Genomic DNA, 18,198 nt, shown 5'->3' on the forward strand with positions numbered 1-18,198 from the left:
CGGCCTTTCTTATCCGGCAAAGGCTCAGCGGCCGGTGCGGGTCTTGCCGCCGGTGCTCGGCGGCGGGTCGGCCGGCTTGTTGGTGCCGGTACCCGAGGGGCGGCCGAAACCGGCACCCATGTTGCGCTGGAACTCCTGCCACAGCTCCAGATTGCGCTCGGTGAGCTGGTTCATCATCGCCCACGGCGTCTGCCCCAGCAGATTGCCCATCTGCTGGCGGAACTGCTGCTGCTGGTCCAGGAACACCTGCATGCTGCGCTCCAGGTAGTTGCCCATGAAGCCCTGCAGCGAGTCGCCGTAGAAACGGATGAGCTGGCTCAGCAGCTGGGTGGACAGCATCGGCTCGCCGTCCTGCTCCTTGTCGGCAATGATCTGCAACAGCACCGACCGGGTCAGGTCCTCACCGCTCTTGGCGTCGCGGACTTCGAACTCCTCGCCGTCGAGGATCAGCTGGCGGACGTCCTCGATGGTGATGTAGCTGGAGATCTCGGTGTCGTAGAGCCGGCGATTCGGATACTTCTTGATGATGCGGGTCGCAGCCATTAAGCAGTCACTCGTCACGGTTAGGTGCGCAGCATGGCGCAGTGCAACAGGGCTTGCAACCGCCAAAAGTACAGGTTGCAAGGCGCGGAAGGATGATTTCTTGTTGCGCAACATGAACCGCCACGTCCCGCAACATGGCGGTCGCGCTTACCAGCCCATGTGGTGGCCGCCGTTGACGTCCAGGTTGGAGCCGGTGATCCAGGCCGCTTCCTCGGCGACCAGGAAGGCCACCGCATAGGCGATTTCCTCCGGCTTGCCGAGGCGTCCGGTCGGGATGTCGGCCACGATCTTGGCGCGCACCTCCTCCGGCACGGCCATCACCATGTCGGTGGCCACGTAGCCGGGCGAAATGGTGTTGACGGTGATGCCGAAGCCGGCGTTCTCGCGCGCCAGGGAAATGGTGAAGCCGTGCATGCCGGCCTTGGCCGCGGCGTAGTTGGCCTGCCCGTACTGGCCCTTCAGGCCATTGATCGAACTGATCTGGATGACCCGGCCCCAGCCACGCTTGCGCATGCCCTCGATCACCGGGCGGGTGATGTTGAACACCGAGTTGAGGTTGGTGTTGATCACCTCGTGCCACTGCTCGGCACTCATGCGGTGGAAGGTGGTATCGCGGGTGATGCCGGCGTTGTTGACCAGGATCTCGACCGGGCCGAGGCTGGCTTCCACCGCTTCGACCAGCGTCCGGCCGCTGGTGGGGTCGGCCACGTCGCCCTCGAACAGGGCGATGTCGTAGCCCCGCTCGCGCATCTGCCGTTGCCACTGTTGCGCCTTCTCGGCGTTGCGGAAATTGGTGGCGACTCGATGGCCCTGGTCGGCCAGGCGTTGGCAGATGGCGGTACCAATGCCGCCGGTACCACCGGTGACCAGTGCGACGCGGGATGTCATGGGCAAGTGCTCCAGGGCGAAAGCGCGGGGAGCCGATGATTCTAATGAAACTGCGGTCAGCCCGGGGGCGATTCCGGGACGATGAACGAGGCTTTCTGCAGGAGCGCGGGGTTGAACCCGGCGGCGGCATGCTGCAGCAGCTCGCCGACGCTGCCTGCAGCATCCAGTGCAGCATCGGCCTGGCCCAGTGCAGACCACAGCCAGCGCAGGGTGGGCAGCGGGTCGGCGGCATCGACCGGCCTTGCGGCCAGCGACTTGGACAGCTTGTGGCCACTGGCATCGAGCAGCAGCGGCAGGTGCAGGTAGCGCGGGGTCGCCACACCCAGCGCCCGTTGCAGCAGGATCTGGCGCGGGGTGGAATCGATCAGGTCGAGGCCGCGCACCACGTCGGTGATGCCCTGCTCGGCATCGTCCACCACCACCGCCAGCTGGTAGGCCCAGCAACCGTCGGCGCGCAGCAGGACGAAGTCACCGACCTCCCGGTCCACCTGCTGGGTGAATGACCCCTGCAGGCCATCCTGGAACATCACCCGGCTGCCGTCGGCTACCCGCAGCCGGACGGCCGGGTGGGGGCGTAGCTGGTGGGCCGCGCAATGCCGGTGAATGCCCTGCTGGCCGGCCAGGTCGCTACGGCTGCAATGGCAGGCAAAGGCCTTGCCCTCGGCCAGCAGGCGGTCGAGGGCGGCCTGGTACAGCCGATGGCGACGGCTCTGGTACTGGATGGGGCCATCGGCGTGCAGGCCGAATGCGGCGAGCGTGGCCAGCTGGGCATCAGCGGCGCCGGCGACCTCGCGTGGCGGGTCCACGTCCTCGATGCGTACCCGCCATTCACCCCCCGCATGGCGGGCCAGCAGCCAACTGCCGAACGCAGCCAGCAGCGAGCCAAGATGGAGCGGGCCGGTCGGGGAAGGGGCGAAGCGCCCGCGGTAGGGAATGGAGGACATCGAAGCTGAATCGTCGGTCAGATTCACGCTTGAATTCAAGCGTTGGCCCCCGCAGATTTAACTCACTTTTTCATCCTCACGGATTGTTTCCCATGTTTACCCGAATCGGGCTGTTCCTGATGACCAACTTCGCGGTGCTGATCCTGGCCAGCATCGTGATGTCGCTGCTGGGCGTGAACTCGGCGCAGATGAGCGGCCTGCTGGTCATGGCCGCGATCTTCGGCTTTGGTGGTTCCATCATTTCGCTGCTGCTGTCCAAGTTCATGGCCAAGCGCGGCACCGGCGCGGTGGTCATCACCGAGCCGCGCAACGCCACCGAGCGCTGGCTGCTGGACACCGTGGCCCGCCAGGCCAAGGCCGCGGGCATCGGCATGCCGGAAGTGGCGGTGTACGACGCCCCGGAGATCAACGCCTTCGCCACCGGCGCCAACCGCAACAACGCGCTGGTGGCGGTGTCCACCGGCCTGCTGCACAACATGAGCGAGGACGAGGCCGAAGCCGTGCTGGGCCACGAGATCGCGCACGTGGCCAACGGCGACATGATCACCATGGCCCTGCTGCAGGGCGTGCTGAACACCTTCGTGATCGTGCTGGCCCGCGTGGTCGGCGGCGTGATCGACAGCGCGCTGTCGGGCAACCGCGAGGGCGGTGGGCGTGGTTTTGCCTACTACATCATCGTGTTCGTGCTGGAGATGGTGTTTGGCCTGGGCGCGACGGTCATCGCGATGTGGTTCTCGCGCCACCGCGAGTTCCGTGCCGACCATGGCGGTGCCTCGCTGGCTGGCCGCCAGAAGATGATCGCCGCGCTGGAGCGCCTGAAGCTCAACCATGGCCAGAGCACGCTGCCGACGCAGATCGCGGCCTTCGGCATCGCCGGTGCCACCGCCAGGAAGCTGTTCATGAGCCACCCGCCGCTGGAAGAGCGCATCGCCGCGCTGAAGGCATCCACGGTCGCCTGAGTATTTGAAACAAGCATTGTGAAGCAGAACGCCCGGCCAACGCCGGGCGTTCTGTCTTGTTGCGCCGAGGCCGGGCCCGGCATCGCCACCGGTCATGGCCCGGCGGGCGAGCGCCTCACATTGCGCAGGCCGTTCGCATCCAGCACCGCGAGCACCTCGTCAGTGTCCTCATCGACGAACAGGAGCTTGCCGGAGGGGGCGTCGGTGCTGCCGGTCAGGATATAGGCGGTGCAGTGAGCAAGCAGTTGCTGGAACTCGGGCGGGAGCTGGTTCCAGGTATCCACGGTCAGCACGGTGCCACCACGGGCGGTGGTGTGCCGGAGATCGAGCAGGCCGGTCCGCCGGGCCGAATCGATCTGTTCCTTGCACATGGGGATGGCCTGCGGGGGAAAGGGTGCCGGCGGGTCCGCCGGTTCCTGCCCACATGCGCTGTTCAGCGCCGCCAGGCTGGCAATGATGCAGATGAACGATCGTTTCATGGCTCCTCCCTGATCTTGAACGATGCCTGTTTCACGGCGGCACGTCGGTATCGTAGCCAGAACCTCGCGTGTTCCGGTACCCCGACGCTGCGTGGCAGGAAGGGGGAGCGCAGGGCCCTGCTCGGCGCGACGTTCCCGGCAGTGCTCTGGCGCGCTTTACCGGCCGCGCAAACAGAAACGGCACCCTTGTGGGTGCCGTTTGCGGTGTGCAGCTCCAGGGCGATCAGAACTTCGGATCGAACTCGGCGGCATAGCCGGTGTTGACGATCACCTGCTGCAGGGCTTCGCAGACCTTGATGTTGCCGGCGACCACCTGCTGGGTTTCCGGGCCCTTGTCGTCCATGCGTGCCAGGGTGGCGCCGCGGTAGTTGCAGACCTTGCCGCCGGCTTCGCGGACCAGCAGCACGCCGGCGGCGATGTCCCAGGCCTTCACGCCGGCCTCGAAATAGGCATCGGCGCGGCCGCAGGCCACGTAGGCCAGGTCCAGTGCCGCCGAACCCACGCGACGCACGTCTTCGGCCTGTACCAGCAGGGCGTCGACGGTCTTGAGCTGGGCGCTGGCACGGGCGCGCTCGCGCGGGGCAAAGCCGGTGTGGACCATCGCGCCGCCCAGGTCCTTGCGGTCGCTGACGCGGATGCGGCGGTCGTTGAGCACGGCGCCGGCCCCCTTGGAGGCGGTGAACAGCTCGTTGCGCAGCGGGTCGAAGATGACCGCGTCGGTCGGCTCGCCGTTCTCCACCAGCGCGATGGAAACGCAGTAATGCGGGAAGCCGTGCAGGTAGTTGCTGGTGCCGTCGAGCGGGTCGATCACCCACATCTGGCGGCCGCTGCCCTGCACGCCGCCCTCTTCACCGAGGATGCCGTAGCTGGGGTAGGCGCGCTTGAGTTCCTTGATGATCACCTTTTCCGCATCGCCATCGACTTCGCTGGCGTAATCCATCCGACCCTTCTGCACCACGTTGAGCGCTTCGAGCTTGTTGATGTTGCGGAGCAGGACGTTGCCGGCGAGGCGGGCGGCCTTGACCATGACGGTGACGGCGGGTTTCTGCATGGCGTAAGGCTCCCGTGAAGGCAGAGATCGGATTGGCGGGGGAAAAGAGCAGGTCCGGCGCACTGGCCGGCCGCGCAGTTTACCATTCGCAGCTGTCCCGTTCCTGATTTTTTATAAACCATGCCTGCTTCCACCCGTATCCGTTTCGTCCTTGTTGGTACCCAGCACCCTGGGAACATCGGTGCTGCCGCCCGCGCGATGAAGACGATGGGGCTGGCCCGGCTGGTGCTGGTGGCCCCGGAAAAGCCATTGGACGAGGTGGCGTTGCGCCGCTCGGCCGGTGCCGAGGACCTGCTCGGTGACGCCCCGGTGTTCGCGACCCTGGCCGAGGCCGTGGCCGACTGCCGGTTGGTGCTGGGCTGCACGGCGCGCTCGCGCCGGGTCCAGCTGGAAGAGCTGCTGCCGGAAGTGGCCGGGCAGCGCGCCGTGGCCAAGGCCAGCGAGGAGGGCGGGGAGGTGGCTTTTGTGTTCGGCCGCGAGCGGACCGGCCTGACCAACGAGGAACTGCAGCTGTGCCACCTGGCCGTGCACATCCCCTCCAATCCGGAGTTCAGCTCGCTGAATCTGGCCGCCGCGGTGCAGGTGCTGGCCTACGAGGTGCGCATGGCCGTGCTGGAAGGTCAGGCGCAGCCGGAAAGGGAGCCCGGCTACGGCGAGGCGCCGGCCAGCCATGCCCAGCTCGAAGGGCTGTTCGGGCAGTTCGGCGAAACCCTCGATGCGATCGATTTCCACAAGGGCCGTGCGCCGGAATCGGCCCTGCGCAAGCTGCGCCGCCTGTTCATGAAGGCCGATCTGTCCGAGCAGGAGGTACGCCTGCTGCGGGGAATCCTGGCCGACGCGCAGCGGATGGCGCGCTTGGCGTCCGAAGGGCGTAACTGAGAAGTACATCACGTTGCAATATTTCCGGTACGCTTGACGGATCAACAGGGGAGTTGCCGTTTTGCGTGTGTTTCGATGGCTTTGGGGAGCCGTGCTGGTGGCTGCTGTCTTGCAGCCGCTGGAAGGAAGCGCGGTGGAGCGTTCGGTGCTGGTACTGGGGCGGATCAGTGATGATCCGAAGGCCCACTACGACCAGCTCAAGCCGTTGCTGGACTACGTCGTGCCACGGATGCGCGAGGTCGGGATCGTCGAAGGACGCATCCTGATGGCCCGGGACGCGCAGCAGATGAGCAGCTACCTGCGTCGCGGGCGGGTGGACTGGGTCACCGAGACCTCTGGGACGGCCATGGCGCTGCAGCAGCGCGCCCAGGCGCAGCCACTGCTGTTGACCGAGCGCAACGGCGTGAGCGCCTACCACTGTGTCTTCTTCGTGCGCCGCGACAGCCCCATCCAGACGCTGGACGACCTCAAGGGCCGGACCCTGGCACTGCAGAGCACGCTTTCAACCAGCGCCTACCTGGTGCCGGCGATGGAGCTGCTGCAGCACGGCGTGCCACCGGAAATCCTGCTCACTCCGCAGGACGCGCCCGCCGCCGACGCGGTGGGCTACGTGTTCGCCCGGTCGGAGCTGAACATCTCCACCTATGTGCACAAGCGGGTGGTCGATGCAGGTGCGTTCAGCAGCATTGACTGGGCCGACGACCATGCCATGCCGGTGGCCTTCCGCCAGGACCTGCGGGTGATCTACCGCAGCGAGCCGATCCCGCGCGCGGTGGAGATGGTGCGGGGCGACCTGGAGCCGGCAGTCCGCGAACGCCTGCGGGCGGTCCTGCTCGAGGCCAGTGGCGACCCGTTGGCCGGTCCGGCGCTGGCCAAGTTTTTCGGCACCACCGGGTTCCACCCGGTGGACGCGGACAGTCAGCGCGCCCTGGACCGGCTGCGCAACGGCCTGGCACGGGTCAGGATGGAAGTCGAATGAACACTCCCCGTTTTGGCCTGCGCGCGCGCTTCATGCTGGCTGCGGGCGGTGCATTGCTGGTCGTGCTGCTGCTGGTGGTGCTGATGCTGACCCGGCAGGCGGCGGTGCAGAAGGAAGTGCTGCGCAGCAGTGGCGAGGTGGTCAGCCAGGTGTTCGACCAGAGCGTGCGCGAGCGCGGCACCGCGCTGGCCAATGCGCTGGCCGAGGCCCTGGTCAACCCGTTGTACTACTCCGACCTGTCGGCGATCGGCACGCTGGTGCGCAACACCGCTGGCCAGAAGTCGGTCAGCTATGTGCTGGTGCACGACCACGAGGGGCGGTTGATCCACGACGGCTCGTTCGACGTGGCCGGCTACGGCCAGGCCATGTCCGACCCGTTGGCGGAGGCTGCGGTGCAGGCCGACCGGATGTTGGTGCAAAGCTCGCCGTCGATCCTGGAGGTGGATTTGCCGATCCATATCGGCGACCAGCGGCTGGGTGGGGTGCGGGTCGGCATGGAACTGGCGCCGGTGCGCGTGCAGGAGGCGATGGCGATGCAGGCGCTGGCCGCGCGCATGGAGGACGCACGCAGCCGGCAGATGGGCTGGATCTATGCGCTGATGGCGCTGCTGGTCGGTTTCGCCGTGGTGATGATGATCTACGTGCAGCGCACGCTGGTGCAGCCGATCCGCTGGCTGGGCGATGCCGCGCAGCGGATCGAGCGTGGTGACTACCGGATCAACGTGCAGGCCACCGCGCGGCGTGACGAGGTGGGTGAGCTGCTGCGCACCTTCGACCGGATGAGCCAGAGCATCGCCCGGCATGATCGCGAAGTCCGGCAGATGGCCTATACCGACGCGTTGACCGGGCTGACCAACCGCCTGGCGTTCCGCGAGGCGCTGGACCACCGGCTGGCCAAGGCCAAGTCGGCCAACCATGGGCTGGCGTTGCTGTTCATCGACATCGACGAGTTCAAGCGGGTCAACGACACGCTTGGCCACGAGGCCGGCGACGACGCGCTGCTGCAGTTCGCCCAGCGCATCGCCGCGGCGGTGGACCAGGAGGGCGGCGAGGATGCCCTGTTGGCCCGGTTCGGTGGAGATGAGTTCGTCATCCTGATCGACAGCGGCGAGCGCATCGTGGCCGAGACCGCCACCCGGCTGGCCGAGCGGCTGGTGCTGGAACTGGGGCGTCCGCTGCAGGTGCAGCGCCGCGAGATCTTCCTGGGCAGCTCGATCGGCATCACCCTGTTCCCCGAGGATGCGGTGGATGCCACGGCGCTGTTGAAGAACGGCGACATCGCCATGTACCAGGCCAAGCTGGCCGGCAAGAACTGCTTCCGCTACTACAACCGGGCGATGGACCATGCGGTCGAGCGGCGCCTGCACCTGGAGCAGGAACTGCGCGGCGCCTGGGGCCGGGACGAGCTGCGGCTGGTGTACCAGCCGATCTTCCGTACCCGCGACCGGGTGCTGGCGGGCGTGGAGGTGCTGCTGCGTTGGGACCACCCGACGCTGGGCGCGATCGCGCCGTCGGTGTTCATCGATGTGGCCGAACAGAGCGGCCTGATCCAGGCGCTCGGCCCCAAGGTGCTGCGCCTGGCCTGCGAGCAGGCCACGCAGTGGCCGCGCAACCACCTGGGCGAGGAGTTGTTCATCTCGGTCAACGTCTCGCCGCGGCAGCTGCGCAACGGCGACCTGGTGTCGGAGGTGGAGAACAGCCTGCATGCCTCGGGTCTGTCTGCCTCGCGCCTGCACCTGGAGCTGACCGAAACCGCGGTGATCGGCGACGAGATGCTGGCCGTGTCGCTGCTGGAGAAGCTGCACCGGGCCGGGGTCAAGGTCTGGCTGGACGACTTCGGCACCGGCTTCTCGGGCCTGAGCCACCTGCGCCAGGTGCCGGTGGACGGGGTCAAGATCGACCGCAGCTTCGTCGCCGAGATGGAACGCGACCCGGACGACCTGGCGCTGACCACGGCGATCATCGCCATGGCGCATGCACTGGGCATCACCGTGGTGGCCGAGGGCGTGGAGCAGGAGGCGCAGTTCGAACTGCTCAGCCAGCGCGGCTGCGACCTGGTCCAGGGGTACTGGCTGGGCCGGCCGGTGGAAGCCGGCGAGCTGGTGCGGATGCTGCGCCCGGGGCCGCAGGCGCTGGCCGCCGACTGACCGGCGGCGGCTGGCTCAGAGCGGTCGCTTGCTGGTGTCGCCGGCGATCTCGCGCACCAGCTTGGGCACCAGGTACCCGGACAGCCGCGCCATCAGCCCGGCATGCAGGGCCAGGGCCTGTTCGTCGCTGACCTCGAAGTGGGCCACGCCCTGCACGCGGTCGAGCTGGTGCAGGTAATAGGGCAGCACGCCGGCGGCGAAACTGCGCTCGCTCAGCGCCGCCAGGCTGTCCAGGTCGTCGTTGATCCCACGCAGCAGCACGGCCTGGTTCAGCAACTGGGCGCCGGTGCCGCGCAGGCGGGCCAGCGCGGTGTCCACGCTGGCATCGAATTCGTTGGCATGGTTGGCATGGATGACGAAGGCCACCGGCCAGGGCAGGGCCGCCAGCCATTGCACCAGGCTGTCGTCCACGCGTTCGGGCAGCACCACCGGCAGGCGGCTGTGGATGCGCAGGCGCTTGAGGTGCGGGATCGCGGCCAATGCGTCGGTCAGCTCGGCCAGCTTGGAGGTGGCCAGTGACAGCGGGTCACCGCCGCTGAGGATGACCTCGTCGATGCCGGCATCGGCGGCGATGGCATCGATGGCCTCCTGCCAGCCGCCCTTCGCCGCGTTCTCGCCGGCGTAGTCGAAATGGCGGCGGAAGCAGTAACGGCAGTGGATCGCGCAGCTGCCGGTGGCCACCAGCAGGGCACGGCCACGGTACTTCTGGATCACCCCGGTGGCCTTGCGGGCATCGCCGTCGCCCACCGCGTCGAAACTGAACCCGGGCACCACCTGCATTTCGGCATCGATGGGCAGCACCTGCCGCAGCAGCGGGTCGGCCGGGTCGGCCGGGCGCATCCGGGCCACGAAACCGCGCGGCACCCGCAACGGGAACTGCGCCAGCGCCTGCGCTGAAACGCCCAGGTCCTCGGCCCCCAGGCCGAGCAGGGCCAGCAGCTCCGCCGGGTCGCGGATGGCCTGCCGCCAGTGGGCCTGCCACCGGTCGGCGGGCAGGGGCAGGACGGCTTTTTCTGGAGTGCGGGCGGGGGCTGCGGTTATCATTGGCGGTCAGAAAAACAGATACCCCGCCTGCTGGCGGGCCTTCCATTCTAATCCGGCCGGCCAATGAACGCGCCGGTTTTGCTACCTCAGGAGTTTTTGCATGGCCGCTTACGGCATGAATGACGTCAAGAACGGGATGAAGATCCTGGTCAACAACCAACCGGCGGTCATCATCGACACCGAGTACGTCAAGCCGGGCAAGGGCCAGGCATTCACCCGCGTGAAGTACCGCCTGATCAAGGACGGCCGCACGCAGGAAATCACCATGAAGTCGACCGACTCGCTGGATGCGGCCGACGTCGTGGACACCGACATGAACTACATGTACAGCGACGGCGAGTTCTGGCACTTCATGGACCCGGAAACCTTCGAGCAGGTGCAGGCGACCAAGGCCGGCATGGGCGGCGCCGAAAAGTGGCTCAAGGGCGAGGAATCCTGCGTGGTCACCCTGTGGAACGGTGAGCCGATCGCGGTGCAGCCGCCGAACTTCGTCGAGCTGAAGATCACCGAGACCGACCCAGGCGTGCGCGGTGACACCTCCGGCGGCGGCGGCAAGCCGGCCACCCTGGAAACCGGTGCCGTGGTCCGCGTGCCGCTGTTCGTCAGCCAGGATGAAGTGATCCGCGTCGATACCCGCTCCGGCGAATATTCGGCCCGCGTCAAGTAAGCAACACGATGCAGGCGCCGCCACCCGTTGCCGCACAGCCTCGCGCTGCCGGTGGCGGGGATGCGGCGCCTGTTCGCATCCGGCCGCTGTGCCGGTTTGTCATGGCAACAGATGGTGACCCCCGTGAGTGACGCCCAACCCCAGCAATGTGACCTCCTGATCGAAGCCGGCCATGTGGTCCCGGTCGAGCCGCACGCGGTGGTGCTGGAAGACCACGCGGTCGCGGTGAGCGACGGCCGGATCGTGGCGATCCTGCCGCGTGCGCAGGCACGGGCCCGTTTTGCCGCGAAGCAGGTGGTTTCGCGTCCGGACGCGGTGCTGATCCCGGGCCTGGTCAACGCGCACACCCACAACCCGATGACGCTGCTGCGAGGCGTGGCCGACGACCTGCCACTGATGACCTGGCTGCGCGAGCACATCTGGCCGGTGGAAGCGGCGGTGATCGGCCCGGAATTCGTCGCCGACGGCACCACCCTGGCGATCGCCGAGATGCTGCGTGGCGGCACCACCTGCGCCAACGAGAACTACTTCTTCGCCGACGTGCAGGCCGCGGTCTACAAGAAGCATGGCTTCCGCGCGCTGGTGGGCTCGGTGATCATCGACTTCCCCAGTGCCTGGGCCAGGACCGACGATGAGTACTTCGCCCGTGCCACCGAGCTGCACGACCAGTGGCGCGACGACCCGCTGATCGGCACCGCCTTCGCGCCGCACGCGCCGTACACGGTCAGTGACGCCAACTTCGAGCGGGTGCGGATGCTGTCCGACCAGCTGGACGTGCGCGTGCACCTGCACACGCACGAGACCGCGCAGGAGATCACCGACTCGATCCAGCTGCACGGCCAGCGCCCGCTGGCGCGCCTGGACCGGCTGGGGCTGGTCAACGAGCGCCTGATCGCGGTGCACATGACCCAGCTCACCGACGCCGAGATCCACCTGTGTGCCGAGCGCGGCGTGAGCGTGGTGCATTGCCCGGAATCGAACCTGAAGCTGGCCTCCGGTTTCTGCCCGGCCTGCGCGCTGGTGCGGGCCGGGGTCAACCTGGCCATCGGTACCGACGGCTGCGCCAGCAACAACGACCTGGACATGTTCAGCGAGAACCGCACCGCGGCCATCCTGGCCAAGGCCGTGGCCAACGACGCCACCGCGCTGGACGCGGCGACCACGCTGCGTGCGGCCACCCTGGGCGGCGCACGCGCGCTGGGCTTCGGCGAGCAGATCGGCTCGATCGAAGTCGGCAAGCAGGCCGACCTGGTCTGCGTGGACCTGTCGGCGCTGGAAACCCAGCCGCTGCACCACGTGCTGTCGCAGCTGGTCTATGCCGTTGGCCGTCATCAGGTCAGCGACGTGTGGATCGCCGGCAAGCCCAAGCTGGTCCAGCGCGAGCTGGTCGGCATGGACGTGCAGGCGATCAACGCCAACGCCCGCCAGTGGCGCGACCGCATCCGTAACATCCGCGCCTGATGGCGCCACCGGGCCGCGCAGGCGGCCCCATGAGGACACCGCAATGAGTGCATCTACCGCCTCCACCAATTTCGATCAGGCCGAACTGGACAAGTTCGCCGCGCTGGCCAACCGCTGGTGGGACGCCGACGGCCCGCAGAAGCCGTTGCACGCCCTGAACCCGGTGCGCCTGCAGTACGTGGCCGACCGCGCGACGCTGCGCGGCGCCAAGGTGCTGGACATCGGCTGCGGTGGCGGCCTGCTCAGCGAGGCCCTGGCCAAGGAAGGGGCACAGGTGACCGCGATCGACCTGGCGCCGGAGCTGGTCAAGGTGGCGCGCCTGCATGGCCTGGAGTCGGGCGTGCAGGTGGACTACCGCGTGCAGGCCGCCGAGGACCTGGCCGCCGAGCAGCCGGGCGGCTTCGACGTGGTGACCTGCATGGAGATGCTGGAGCACGTGCCGGACCCGGGGGCGATCATCGCCGCCTGCCAGCGCCTGCTGCGTCCCGGCGGCAAGCTGTTCCTGTCCACCATCAACCGCACCCCGGCCGCGTTCGCGGTGGCGGTGGTGGGCGCGGAGTACATCGCCCGCCTGCTGCCCAAGGGCACGCATCACTACCAGGAATTCATCAAGCCGGCCGAGCTGGGCGCCTGGTTGCGCCAGGCCGACCTGCAACTGCAGGACGTCAGCGGCATGGCCTACGAGCCGTGGCGCAACCGCGCGCGCCTGAGCAGCCGCACCGACATCAACTACCTGGCCTACGCGGTCAAGCCGGACCAGGCATGATCGCGCCCCGGTTCCCGGCGGCGGTGCTGTTCGACCTGGACGGCACCTTGCTGGACAGCGCCCCGGACTTCGTCGCCACCGTCAATGCCATGCGCCAGGCGCGCAACATGGACGGGGTCGCACTGGAACAGCTGCGGCCGGTGGTTTCCAAGGGGTCGCGGGCGATGCTGGCGGTGGCTTTCCCGCACATGGCCGAGAGCGAGCGGCATGCGCTGGTGCCGGAATTCCTTGACCTGTACGAATCACTGATCGGCCGGCACGCGCAGGTGTTCGACGGCGTCGAATCGCTGCTGCGCACGCTGGAGCAGGCCGGTTGCGTGTGGGGCATCGTCACCAACAAGCCGGAGTACCTGGCCCGGCAGATCCTGCCCCAGCTGGGTTGGGAGCAGCGCTGCGCGGTGCTCATCGGCGGCGACACGCTGGCCGAACGCAAGCCGCACCCGTTGCCGCTGCAGGTGGCTGCCCAGCAGATCCAGGTGGCAGCGGCGGCCTGCGTGTACGTCGGCGACGACGAGCGCGACATCGTCGCCGCGCGCGCGGCGGGCATGCCGTCGGTGGCCGCGCTGTGGGGCTACCGGCTGGACCACGACGATCCGGCCACCTGGCTGGCCGACCAGTATTGCGAGCTGCCGCAGCAGCTCTGGCAGGCGGACGCATGGCCGCTGACCCGACGGGCTTCGGCCTGAACCAACGAACATCGAGGTAATGACGTGAGCAGTGCGCTGGACAGCTTCCTGGACAAGTGGCGTGAGCGGTGGCCGGAATGGGTCTTCGTCGAGCGCTTCGTCGAGGAGGGCATGCGCGAACGCGCGGTGGCGTGGTTCGCGCTGCTGCAGGAGTTCGATGACATGCTCAACGTCAGTGGTGACCCCACACCATCGGATGCCAAGCTGGCATGGTGGGGTGAGGAACTGCGCAGTTGGGACAGCCAGCGCTCGCGGCATCCGTTGGGTCGCGTACTGGAGCCGGTGCGTGCGCCGTGGGCGCAGCTGGCCGATGCCCTGCCGGGCCTGGTCGACGCGCGCGAGCGCGTTGCCGATGGGGCCCAGGCGCGCGCCGGATTGGCGGGCTATGCCGCTGCGGTAGCCGCGGTGGAGGCGGCGATGTTCAAGCAGACGCCGGCGAAGGCGGCCGGAGAGGCCGTGCTGACCCAGACCCTGGCGCACCGGGTGCAGGAGCTGGGTGCAGCGGTGGTGCCGCTCGCCGCCGGCGACGAGGCGCAGTGGCAGCGGCAGTTGCTGGCCGCATGGCCGTCGCGGGTGGCCGGCCCGCGCCCGCGTCGTCTGTACGCGTCGTTGGCCCGCGCCCGCCTGCAGGCCGTGCTGAAGGGCGGGCAGTACCAGCCCAGCCCAGCCGCGTTGCTGTGGCGCAGCTGGTGGGCCGCACGCGGGTAAGGCCGTCGCCCGCTTCGCACCTGAAGGCGCTCCTGCAAACCGCAGGAGCGGCCTTGGCCGCGAAGCTGGAAGATGTTCCGCCATTCGCAAGGCCCGGTTGCCGATGTCGCCGGCTTCGCGCCTGAAGGGGCGCCTACCTTGCGCGCTCCAGCACCAGCAGCGGGTCGATCCGGGTGTCGAACCAGTTCATGCCCCAATGCAGGTGCGGCCCGGTCGCGCGCCCGGTGGCGCCGACCGCGGCGATGGTCTGGCCCTGCTCGATGCGGTCGCCGACCTTCACGTCGATGCGCGAGAGGTGCAGGAAGTTGGAACTGATGCCGAAGCCATGGTCGAGCACCAGCGTGCCGCCGGTCAGGTACAGGTCCGGGTTGGCGAAGGTGACGATGCCGGCCGCCGGGGCCTTCACCGGCGTGCCGGTCGGCACCGCGATGTCCATGCCGGAATGGCCGCTGCCCGGTTGCCCGTTGTAGACACGGGCGTTGCCGAAGCGGCCACTGATGCGGCCCTGCACCGGCCACGCGAAGGTCTGGGTGAAGTCGGTGCGGTTGTCGTCGCGCCGGCGTGATTCGGTCACCAGTGCCTGCTCGCGGGCAATGCGCTCGGCGATGGCTGGCGGCGGGTTCACTGTTTTCGGCGGCACGCCGTTGACCCGTTCGGTCGGCCAGTCGCGCGGGGTCACCACGATGCTGGCGGTTTCGCTGCTGCCATCCGGGCGCCGCACCTGCACCTGCAGCGGTCCCTTTTCGTCGCGACCGATGCCGAACACCACGCTGCCGTAGCTGCTGACCCGCAGGTCACGGCCGGCATAGCGCACGCTGCTGCCCGCAGGCACCTTGCCAATCACCATCGCGCCCTGCGAGGCACTGGCCGGGAACACCACGCGGTTGTCGACCAGCTTGCCGATGCCGTCCTGTGCCTGCACGGACGGGGCGGGGAACAGGGGCGCGGCCAGCAGCAGCGCCCCGAACAGGAAGGACGAACGCATCAGCGGTCGTAGGTCATGCGCTGGCCGGCCGGGGCGCCCACCAGCTTGCTGCCGTCCCACACCAGTTGGCCATTGACCCAGGTGGAGGCGATGCGCGAGCGGAAGGTGGTGCCTTCGAACGGCGACCAGCCGCACTTGGACAGCACGTCCTCACGCTTGACGGTGAACGGCACGTCTTCCACCAGCACCAGGTCGGCGAAGTAGCCCTCGCGCAGGAAACCGCGCTCCTCCACGTCGAACAGCTGCGCCGGCGCATGGGCGAACTTCTGCACCACCTGCTCGCGGGTCAGCTTGCCTTCGTGCACGCGCTCCAGCGCGGCGACCAGCGCGTACTGCACCAGCGGCAGGCCGGACGGCGCCTGGGCGTAGGGCTTCTGCTTCTCTTCCCAGGTATGCGGGGCGTGGTCGGTGGCGAGCACGTCGAGCACGTCGTCGGCCAGCGCGGCGGTGATCGCCTCGCGGTCGGCCACGTCCTTGATCGCCGGGTTGCACTTGATCAGGTTGCCCTTGGTGGCGTAATCCGGGCGGGCGAAGTGCAGGAAGTGCACGCAGGTTTCGGCGGTGATCTGCTTGCGGCTGCCATCGGCGCGGATCAACGGGCCCTTCTCGAACAACGCCAGCTCATCGGCGGTGGAGATGTGCAGCACGTGCAGGCGGGTGCCGTGCTTGCGTGCCAGCGACATCGCCAGCCGGGTCGACTTGATGCAGGCCTCGCGCGAACGGATATCCGGGTGCATCTCCGGGGTCAGTGCGTCGCCGTATTTGTCTTGGAACGCCTTCAGGTTGGCGTCGATCATCGGCGTGTCTTCGCAGTGCGTGATGATCGGGGTCGGGCACTCGCGGAAGATCGCGTCCAGGGTTTCCGGGTTGTCGACCAGCATGTTGCCGGTGGACGCGCCCATGAATACCTTCACGCCCGGCGCCTTCTTCGGGTCGAGTACGCGGATGGCCTCGAGGTTGTCGTTGCTGGCGCCGTGGTAGAAGCCGTAGTTGGCCCAGGCGCGGCCCTTGGCCAGTTCGTACTTGGCTTCGAGGATGGTCGAATCCAGCGTCGGCGGGTTGGTGTTGGGCATGTCCATGAAGCTGGTCAGGCCACCGGCCACGGCCGCGGCCGATTCGGTGGCGATGTCACCCTTGTGGGTCAGGCCCGGTTCGCGGAAATGCACCTGGTCGTCGATCATGCCCGGCAGCAGCCAGCGTCCGGCGGCGTCCACCACCTGTTCGCCATCACGCGGGGACAGTCCGGTACCGATCTGCGCGATGCGGCCGTTCTCGATGCGCAGGTCGCCATCGAAAGTGCGGCCTTCGTTGACCATGCGGGCGTTGGTGATGAGCGTGGAGGACATGTCAGTGTTTTCCTGTACAGCGGCAAGAGGGGGAATCGGGCCGCCCCGGTACCGGGTCGAAACCGCCGGGATGGAAGGGCTGGCAGCGGCCCAGCCGCAGCAGCGTCAGCCAGCAGCCACGCAATGGCCCGTGTACGCGGATGGCTTCCATCCCGTATTCAGAGCAACTGGGGACAAAACGGCAGCGCGGCCCGAGCAGGGGGCTGATGAAGCGCTTGTACAAGCGCAGTACGGCGATGAGTAGGCGGCCGATCACCCCCGAATGATATGCCAGTTGGCATTGCCATTGGATTTGTCGCACGATGCGCGGACGGCTGCGGCAATGCCTGCGGGTTTTGCCGAGCCAGCCAGGGGCGGATGGCTCCTGGTTACGTTCCGAACTGCGCGAAACGGTCCGGTGACGCCACCGGACCTGTATTGCACGGGTCGGGCATCCGTTCAGGCAACGGGGCCCGGCGCGGTTGCTGCTGCTGGTCGGGTAGGCTATAAAGGCCCGCTTTCCCGGGCCCCGGGGGAAACAAGGAAGAGCGTTTCGTGGCTGCTAAAAAACCTGCAAAGAAGGCCGTCAAGGTCGCCAAGAAAACCGCCAAACCTGTAGTCAAAAAGGCGGCGTCCAAGCCGGTTGAAAAGAAGCCGGTCGCCAAGGCTGCCAAGCCGGCCGCCAAGAAGGCTGCAGCGCCCGCCAAGAAGGCGGCTGTTGCCAAGAAGGCGGTGGCCAAACCGGTGGCTCCGGCCAAGAAGGCGGCGCCCAAGCCCGCCGTTGCCAAGAAAACGGCTGCCAAGCCGGCAGCACCTGCGAAGAAGGTGCCCGCCAAGCCGGTGGCCAAGCCCGCGGCAAAGAAGGTGGCGGACAAGCCCGCTGCCAAGCCCGCAAAGACGCCAGCCACCCCGCCCGTGGTCAAGTCCGTACCGAAGCCGGCCGCCAAGCCGGTGACGGCCAAGCCTGTCCCGGCCGAAGTCGCCAAGAAGGTTGCAGCACCGGCCCCCAAGCCGGCCGCCAAGCCGACGCCCGCGCCCAAGGCCCCGCAAATCAAGAATCCCGTGCCTGTTTCGAAATCCCCCGTCAAAACCACCGTCGTCAAGTCCGCAGCGCCTGCAGCCGTCCGTCCGGTCGGCAAGGTGGCGGTTGCCGTAACCGCCCGTTCGGCGGCCCCGGCACCGCGCAGCAAGTACAAGGTTGTCGAATACAAGACCGACGAAGCGTCCGGTCGTCCGATCCTGCCGGCCGGCTACAAGCCCAGCGCCGACGAGGAGTACATGAGCACGCTGCAGCAGGAGTACTTCCGCCAGCGCCTGCTGCAGTGGCGCGCCGACCTGGTCGAGGAATCGAAGCAGACCATCGAGAACCTGCGCGAAGAAGTGCGTGACATCGGCGATGAAGCCGAGCGCGCCACCCGTGAGACCGAGAACTCGCTGGAACTGCGTACCCGCGACCGCTACCGCAAGCTGATCGGCAAGATCGACAGCACGCTCAAGCGCCTGGAAGCCGGAGATTACGGCTACTGCGTGGACACCGGCGAAGAGATCGGCCTGGACCGCCTGGAAGCCCGTCTCACCGCCGAGCGCACGATTGATGCGCAGGAGCGTTGGGAGCACCTGCAGAAGCAGCAGGGCGACTGATCGTCCCGGCGTGATGCACCCTGCAGAACCCCGCCCTGGCGGGGTT

Annotated in this window: 19 protein-coding genes; 10 read left to right on the forward strand and 9 right to left on the reverse strand. The window is 67.8% G+C overall.

All coding sequences use genetic code 11. The features are described from left to right. Positions 1–24: 24 nt before the first annotated feature. The 3 genes from phaR to gluQRS form a co-directional block, all read right to left on the reverse strand. Positions 25–609: a polyhydroxyalkanoate synthesis repressor PhaR gene (gene phaR / locus VA603_RS03605; RefSeq protein WP_165931117.1), complete on the reverse strand. Its 585-nt coding sequence runs from the start codon at positions 607–609 to the stop codon at positions 25–27. 81 nt (positions 610–690) lie between these two features. Further along, positions 691–1,431: a beta-ketoacyl-ACP reductase gene (gene phbB / locus VA603_RS03610; RefSeq protein WP_132862978.1), complete on the reverse strand. Its 741-nt coding sequence runs from the start codon at positions 1,429–1,431 to the stop codon at positions 691–693. A gap of 56 nt (positions 1,432–1,487) precedes the next feature. Further along, positions 1,488–2,375: a tRNA glutamyl-Q(34) synthetase GluQRS gene (gluQRS, locus tag VA603_RS03615; protein ID WP_323437944.1), complete on the reverse strand. Its 888-nt coding sequence runs from the start codon at positions 2,373–2,375 to the stop codon at positions 1,488–1,490. 92 nt (positions 2,376–2,467) lie between these two features. Between gluQRS and htpX the strand changes: the two genes are divergently transcribed. Beyond that, positions 2,468–3,334 carry a protease HtpX gene (gene htpX / locus VA603_RS03620; protein ID WP_132862979.1) on the forward strand — a complete coding sequence of 289 codons (867 nt, stop codon included), beginning with the start codon at positions 2,468–2,470 and terminating at the stop codon, positions 3,332–3,334. 92 nt (positions 3,335–3,426) lie between these two features. On the opposite strand, the gene VA603_RS03625 is transcribed toward htpX, so the two are convergent. Together VA603_RS03625 and VA603_RS03630 are read right to left on the reverse strand one after the other, a co-directional pair. After that, complete coding sequence (locus VA603_RS03625; protein ID WP_132862980.1) at positions 3,427–3,813, reverse strand: hypothetical protein; 387 nt, start codon at positions 3,811–3,813, stop codon at positions 3,427–3,429. Positions 3,814–4,036: 223 nt separating this feature from the next. Continuing rightward, entirely contained in the window at positions 4,037–4,864 is an 828-nt protein-coding gene (locus tag VA603_RS03630) for an inositol monophosphatase family protein (RefSeq protein ID WP_323437945.1), read from the reverse strand. Between the two features lie 120 nt (positions 4,865–4,984). On the opposite strand from VA603_RS03630, the gene VA603_RS03635 reads away from it, so the two are divergent. The 3 genes from VA603_RS03635 (at position 4,985) to VA603_RS03645 (ending at position 8,869) form a co-directional block, all read left to right on the forward strand. Next, positions 4,985–5,743, forward strand: a complete 759-nt coding sequence (locus tag VA603_RS03635) for an RNA methyltransferase (RefSeq protein WP_132862982.1) — start codon at positions 4,985–4,987, stop codon at positions 5,741–5,743. Positions 5,744–5,804: 61 nt separating this feature from the next. Beyond that, entirely contained in the window at positions 5,805–6,722 is a 918-nt protein-coding gene (locus tag VA603_RS03640) for a phosphate/phosphite/phosphonate ABC transporter substrate-binding protein (protein ID WP_207911772.1), read from the forward strand. After that, entirely contained in the window at positions 6,719–8,869 is a 2,151-nt protein-coding gene (locus tag VA603_RS03645) for a putative bifunctional diguanylate cyclase/phosphodiesterase (protein ID WP_323437946.1), read from the forward strand. Before VA603_RS03640 ends, VA603_RS03645 begins: the two co-directional genes overlap by 4 nt. Positions 8,870–8,884: 15 nt before the next feature. On the opposite strand, the gene epmB is transcribed toward VA603_RS03645, so the two are convergent. Then, positions 8,885–9,913 carry an EF-P beta-lysylation protein EpmB gene (gene epmB / locus VA603_RS03650; protein ID WP_192286086.1) on the reverse strand — a complete coding sequence of 343 codons (1,029 nt, stop codon included), beginning with the start codon at positions 9,911–9,913 and terminating at the stop codon, positions 8,885–8,887. A gap of 100 nt (positions 9,914–10,013) precedes the next feature. On the opposite strand from epmB, the gene efp reads away from it, so the two are divergent. The 5 genes from efp (at position 10,014) to VA603_RS03675 (ending at position 14,201) form a co-directional block, all read left to right on the forward strand. Then, positions 10,014–10,580, forward strand: a complete 567-nt coding sequence (gene efp, locus VA603_RS03655) for an elongation factor P (RefSeq protein ID WP_132862986.1) — start codon at positions 10,014–10,016, stop codon at positions 10,578–10,580. A 123-nt stretch (positions 10,581–10,703) separates the two neighbouring features. Continuing rightward, a complete protein-coding gene (locus VA603_RS03660) occupies positions 10,704–12,041 on the forward strand; it encodes a TRZ/ATZ family hydrolase (protein ID WP_425603651.1) in 1,338 nt (445 codons plus the stop codon). 43 nt (positions 12,042–12,084) lie between these two features. Beyond that, positions 12,085–12,807, forward strand: coding sequence for a bifunctional 2-polyprenyl-6-hydroxyphenol methylase/3-demethylubiquinol 3-O-methyltransferase UbiG (gene ubiG, locus VA603_RS03665; protein WP_132862988.1), 723 nt, complete (start codon positions 12,085–12,087; stop codon positions 12,805–12,807). After that, positions 12,804–13,493 (forward strand): phosphoglycolate phosphatase, encoded by a 690-nt coding sequence (locus VA603_RS03670; protein ID WP_323437948.1) that lies wholly within the window; start codon positions 12,804–12,806, stop codon positions 13,491–13,493. Before ubiG ends, VA603_RS03670 begins: the two co-directional genes overlap by 4 nt. A 24-nt stretch (positions 13,494–13,517) precedes the next feature. Further along, positions 13,518–14,201 carry a squalene/phytoene synthase family protein gene (locus tag VA603_RS03675; RefSeq protein WP_323437949.1) on the forward strand — a complete coding sequence of 228 codons (684 nt, stop codon included), beginning with the start codon at positions 13,518–13,520 and terminating at the stop codon, positions 14,199–14,201. Positions 14,202–14,334: 133 nt separating this feature from the next. On the opposite strand, the gene VA603_RS03680 is transcribed toward VA603_RS03675, so the two are convergent. Genes VA603_RS03680 through yidD form a run of 3 tightly spaced genes read right to left on the reverse strand, consistent with a single transcriptional unit; the run spans position 14,335 to position 16,806 of the window. Next, positions 14,335–15,186 carry a M23 family metallopeptidase gene (locus tag VA603_RS03680; protein WP_323437950.1) on the reverse strand — a complete coding sequence of 284 codons (852 nt, stop codon included), beginning with the start codon at positions 15,184–15,186 and terminating at the stop codon, positions 14,335–14,337. Further along, positions 15,186–16,532 carry a dihydroorotase gene (locus tag VA603_RS03685; protein ID WP_323437951.1) on the reverse strand — a complete coding sequence of 449 codons (1,347 nt, stop codon included), beginning with the start codon at positions 16,530–16,532 and terminating at the stop codon, positions 15,186–15,188. The genes VA603_RS03680 and VA603_RS03685 overlap by 1 nt, the downstream gene beginning before the upstream one ends. A 1-nt stretch (position 16,533) precedes the next feature. Further along, a complete protein-coding gene (yidD, locus tag VA603_RS03690) occupies positions 16,534–16,806 on the reverse strand; it encodes a membrane protein insertion efficiency factor YidD (RefSeq protein WP_132866063.1) in 273 nt (90 codons plus the stop codon). A gap of 260 nt (positions 16,807–17,066) precedes the next feature. Here yidD and dksA point away from each other — a divergent pair, with 260 nt between their 5' ends. Continuing rightward, positions 17,067–18,152, forward strand: a complete 1,086-nt coding sequence (gene dksA, locus VA603_RS03695; protein WP_132862993.1) for an RNA polymerase-binding protein DksA — start codon at positions 17,067–17,069, stop codon at positions 18,150–18,152. Positions 18,153–18,198 lie beyond the last annotated feature (46 nt).

The sequence above is a fragment of the Stenotrophomonas capsici genome (assembly GCF_034961085.1).
GTDB classification, from domain to species: domain Bacteria; phylum Pseudomonadota; class Gammaproteobacteria; order Xanthomonadales; family Xanthomonadaceae; genus Stenotrophomonas; species Stenotrophomonas capsici.